The sequence below is a fragment of the Halomonas sp. 707B3 genome (genome assembly GCF_024158645.1).
Classification (GTDB): Bacteria; Pseudomonadota; Gammaproteobacteria; order Pseudomonadales; family Halomonadaceae; genus Vreelandella; species Vreelandella lionensis.
Window position 1 is genome coordinate 1 of the sequence record NZ_JAMZBE010000230.1, and the last position, 3,701, is coordinate 3,701.

At 58.1% G+C, this 3,701-nt stretch carries 4 protein-coding genes and 1 pseudogene; 1 reads left to right on the plus strand and 4 read right to left on the minus strand.

The genetic code is table 11. The features are described 5' to 3' along the window. From BIS10_RS17890 to BIS10_RS17905, 4 genes are all read right to left on the minus strand, one after another. Positions 1-572, minus strand: a 572-nt coding sequence (locus BIS10_RS17890; RefSeq protein ID WP_253507384.1) for a zinc metallopeptidase, incomplete at its 3' end; no start/stop codon positions are given. 73 nt (positions 573-645) lie between these two features. Then, positions 646-1,764: an App1 family protein gene (locus tag BIS10_RS17895; protein WP_253507387.1), complete on the minus strand. Its 1,119-nt coding sequence runs from the start codon at positions 1,762-1,764 to the stop codon at positions 646-648. Further along, positions 1,764-2,327 carry a type 1 glutamine amidotransferase domain-containing protein gene (locus BIS10_RS17900; RefSeq protein ID WP_054641013.1) on the minus strand — a complete coding sequence of 188 codons (564 nt, stop codon included), beginning with the start codon at positions 2,325-2,327 and terminating at the stop codon, positions 1,764-1,766. Before BIS10_RS17900 ends, BIS10_RS17895 begins: the two co-directional genes overlap by 1 nt. Positions 2,328-2,448: 121 nt before the next feature. Next, entirely contained in the window at positions 2,449-3,330 is an 882-nt protein-coding gene (locus BIS10_RS17905; RefSeq protein ID WP_253507389.1) for a helix-turn-helix transcriptional regulator, read from the minus strand. Between the two features lie 168 nt (positions 3,331-3,498). On the opposite strand from BIS10_RS17905, the pseudogene BIS10_RS17910 reads away from it, so the two are divergent. After that, positions 3,499-3,701 (plus strand): annotated as a pseudogene (locus tag BIS10_RS17910) (ABC transporter permease); the annotation flags it as partial.

The following is a 3,701-nucleotide window of genomic DNA, read 5'->3' on the forward strand; positions in this document are numbered from 1 at the left end:
GCCATATCGGCAGGCGGCACGTACTCTTTCAACAACGGTAACGCACGATTGAAGCTGGCATCGAACTCCACCGGCAGCGTGACAAGATGTACCAGCGCGGCGGTGCCGAAGCTAATCACCGCCATGGCAATAACCACTGCCAAGCCACCGGGTAGCCGCGTGAGTACGAACAGAAACGGCGCAGCCATCATCAAAATAGCCCCCAGCTTTTCGGCCTTTTGAGCCACTCGTACCAAACGGCTGCGGGCCAGCAGCGGCGCATAACCCTCATGGTGCTGAATGGCATGGCCCACCTCATGGGCAGCAACGGTGACTGCCGTGAGCGAACGGCCATCGTAGTAATCGGGCGTTAAGCGCACGCAACGGGCTTCGGGGTCGTAGTGGTCGCCCTGCTCGGTGCGTTCTACTCGCACTCCCTCCACACCCATACGGCGCAGCAGATGTTCGGCCAATTCCGCACCGGTACCTGGGTAATCATCACGCCCTCGGGTATGGCGCTTTAATACCCATTTTGCCCATAGGTTGGGCAGCACAAAAATAGCCAACGCCAGCATAATTAAGAGGATGAGCATCACAACACCGGAACCCGCCAAGTAAGAAAGACATCAACGCTCATTTTTACCACGAAAGGCGGGGGAACACAGCTTAGGCAGGCTCGTTACGATTGGCTTCGACGTCGCGCTGCACCGCTTGCAGCCCGCGGGCGGAAATATCGCCTTTGGCGTGGGCATGCTCCGCCATCAAAATGCTATCTACGGCCAAGACCAGCTCACAATCGGTATGGGCTAACTCATCGCGCAGACGCTGAATGGCGGCTTCCCGCTGGGGGTCGCTGTCGACGCGGCGAATATAAATCGCTTTGATCCGATCCGGATAAGCTTTAACGACCTCCGTATAGACTTCTGGATCATGCTGGCCGCTATCGCCAATCAAAATGCAGGGCATGTCGTCATACAACGCCAGCATGCGGTCGATCAGGTCACGCTTATGATCCTCCGCTCGGCGGGGCCACGGCTTACGCCATGAGATCCCCCACTCCCGTAAAAACAAAATAGGACCCACTGGAATCCGGTTGATTTGGAAGAAAGCTTCCAACATTTCATAAATGGCCCAAGGGCCACGAGAGACATAAAGAATCGGCCGCTCGGCCTTTTCGGTCTGCCCACGGTAAAGCGCCTGATAGAGCGATGCTACACCGGGAAACGCCGTCCGTCGGTGAGGCTTGCGCACAAACAGTCGGTAAAGCATTTTGAGCTTTTCCGCCACGCCGGTGAACATCACCGTATCGTCGATATCGCTGATCACCAACAGGTCCGCCTCAGGAGGCGGTACGTACACTTCTACGCTGGTACGGATCGGTGGGTGCCCCTCGGCATGGACCAAAATATCGGCGCGATGCCAGGAAACATCGACCGGCAAAGGCGTACTAATCGGCAGGTGGGCATCAAAGTAGCCGTCTCGGTCGGTGGTTAAACAGAGCTCATTGCCCCCCACCCGAATATCGACTTTGGCATTGGCGAGGCCACGCCGGAACACTCGCCGCGCGACGTCGGCGGTATCGCGCAGCATACCGCGTCTAGGAATGGCACGGCCGAGTGCCGCTTGGCGGAACACCCGGCCCATCACAAAGATTTCCCGCTGGGAACCGTAACCGCGGTAGGGGTGCACCATCATCCCGCTGCGGCCACTGTCCCGCTTCATCGGTTTTGCAACAACGTGGGCAAGCCTTTTGGCAAAGCTTGCCCACTGGTGGTACCACGCCATTAAGCGTGCTGGCCTGAGTGGCGCCCTTCCTGCAGCTCTTCCAGCAGTTTGGAGTTAAAGGCGTCCAGGTCTTTGGGGGTGCGGCTGGTAACGAGGCCGCTATCGACCACTACCGGCTCATCCACCCAGTTCACACCGGCATTTCGCAGGTCTTGGGCGACACTTGGCACGGAGGTCATCTTGCGCCCTTCGACCACGCCAGCGTTAATCAAAATCCACGGCGCGTGGCAAATGGCGGCGACGGGCTTGCCCGCCTGGAAGAACGCTTTTACAAAGCTCAGGGCGTCTTCGTTCAGGCGCAGCTCGTCAGGGTTGAACAGGCCGCCGGGGAGTACCAGGGCGTGGTAGTCGGACTCGCTAACGTCTGCCAGTGCCTTGTCGGCCTCGTAGGTATCGCCCCAGTCGGTTTCTGCCCAAGCGCGAATGCCCTTGCCTTCCGGCGAGACAATATGCACTTCGACTCCCTCTTTTTGGAGCGCCGCGCGAGGTACGCTCAGCTCGGACTCTTCAAAACCATCGGTGGCTAAAATAGCAACACGTTTACCATTCAGTGCTTGATTCATCGTGCTCTCCTTTTCGTGATGATCTTTTCGTGATGAGGTTACGTCTACAACGCCTCTCCAGTGTGGCGCATCTTATACAATCGTCAAGCGTAGAGACCGAATCAGACCAGTCGCTACGCGCTTAAGCGTTGTACAACACGCGGCCTAGCTGGCTCACATCATACCCCCTTAGCGTACTCGCACGCTGGGCAAACCGGGGCTCTCTGGCAAATTCAAACAAGGCTTGAACGGCAGGCTCAAAGTAGCTGCGACGATGCATCACCAGATCAAACGACTCCTCCACCAGCGGAATAAAATCGAGCTGCTGGCGTTGCGCGGCAGACTCCATCCCTAGCCCAACATCGGCTTCACCTTGGGCAATGGTCAGCGCTAAATCGTCTTCGCTGAGCGCGGGATGGGCCGCCCAGTTTAACGCTTCATTCGCCACCTCGGCCCGTTGCAGCAAGCAGTTTAACAGCTGAGCGGCTCCCGCACCGGGCTGGCGATAGGCAAGCATCGCACCTTGCTGGGCAATATCACTCACCGAGCGGATGCCCAGCGGATTACCGGATGCCACCAGCAGTCCCTGACGGCGCGTTGCCCAGTGCAGCACGATCAGATCGCGAACACCCCCAAGCCCCAGCGCCGCCGGTTCGTTGTAGCGCCCTGAGGCCGCATTAAGCAGATGAATGCCTGCCAGCATCGCCTTGCCCTCTAGCAAGCGTCGCACGCCGTCGCCACTGCCATGACACAACGAGGCCAAGTCACTCCCGCTCTCTCGCACCACCCACTCCAACAACGGGTCCTGGCTGCCCGCCAATACCGGCGGAGGCGGCTGCCGCTGCGCCTGGTCGCCTTCCAAGTGGCTAAGCACCCACATATCAATATGCTGTCGAGGAAACAGCAGCTTTCCCGTCGCACGGCTGCAGGGGATATGGCCCTGACGCACCAGGTCGTACACCTTGCGCTCTTTCAAACGCAGATAGTCCGCCACCTCAGCGGTGGTCAAATAGTCGTTTGGCATCGCTCACCCTGCATTTAACTGCGTATGGCTGCATATATTTCAGTAGCCAATGCATAACATCAAGTAAACGTACACTATGCAGCCTAACGAAAACGCTGAGCTCTCGCGATTCTCCCGTGGCCACCGCACTGGCGTGTGCGCGGCCCGACGCTTCTACATCAGGTACTTATGTCAGCAAGTGATAACCCTTTTTATACGGCGCTCGCGCTGATTCTGGGCATGGACTCAGATTTGATCGACATCGTGGTGCTCTCTTTACAGGTGTCGCTGGTCGCCGTGCTAATCGCCAGCGCCTTGGCGCTGCCAGTGGGAGCGGCGCTCGCCCTATGGCGTTTTCCTGGACGTAACGGACTGATCGTCGTACTCAATGC

Excerpts from the sequence above, each read along its gene's own strand:
- BIS10_RS17905 (WP_253507389.1), bottom strand. The coding sequence starts at position 3,330 with ATGCCAAACGACTATTTGACCACCGCTGAGGTGGCGGACTATCTGCGT.
- BIS10_RS17900 (WP_054641013.1), bottom strand. The coding sequence starts at position 2,327 with ATGAATCAAGCACTGAATGGTAAACGTGTTGCTATTTTAGCCACCGAT.
- BIS10_RS17895 (WP_253507387.1), bottom strand. The coding sequence starts at position 1,764 with ATGGCGTGGTACCACCAGTGGGCAAGCTTTGCCAAAAGGCTTGCCCAC.